Source organism: Mesorhizobium prunaredense, from assembly GCF_900156895.1.
Classification (GTDB): Bacteria; Pseudomonadota; Alphaproteobacteria; order Rhizobiales; family Rhizobiaceae; genus Mesorhizobium; species Mesorhizobium prunaredense.
Window position 1 is genome coordinate 1 of the sequence record NZ_FTPD01000062.1, and the last position, 490, is coordinate 490.

Consider the following 490-nt stretch of genomic DNA (forward strand, 5'->3'; position numbering starts at 1 on the left):
CGACGCACGATGGCGATGCCAGCGGTCTGGTCGGAGTTGGCGCCGACAGCCTTGATGCTCAGCGAAGCGCGCAGCAGTGCGACGCCGCCGCCGGGAACGATGCCTTCTTCGACGGCCGCACGGGTCGCGTTGAGGGCGTCATCGACGCGGTCCTTCTTTTCCTTGACTTCGATCTCGGTCGCACCGCCGACGCGGATGACGGCAACGCCGCCCGCCAGCTTGGCGAGACGTTCCTGCAGCTTCTCCTTGTCGTAGTCCGAGGTGGTCTCCTCGATCTGCTGCTTGATCTGGGCGACGCGGCCCTGGATCTCGGCCTTCTTGCCGGCGCCGTCGACGATGGTGGTGTTCTCCTTGGAGATCGACACCTTCTTGGCGCGGCCGAGCATGTTGAGGCCGACATTCTCGAGCTTGATGCCGAGGTCTTCGGAAATGACCTGGCCACCGGTGAGAATGGCGATGTCTTCCAGCATGGCCTTGCGGCGATCACCGA

1 protein-coding gene is annotated in these 490 nt (G+C 64.3%); it reads right to left on the reverse strand.

The annotated features are described in order from the left end of the window. Window positions 1-490 (reverse strand): TCP-1/cpn60 chaperonin family protein (locus tag BQ8794_RS36875; protein ID WP_280174627.1); only part of this gene is annotated, 490 nt, incomplete at both ends.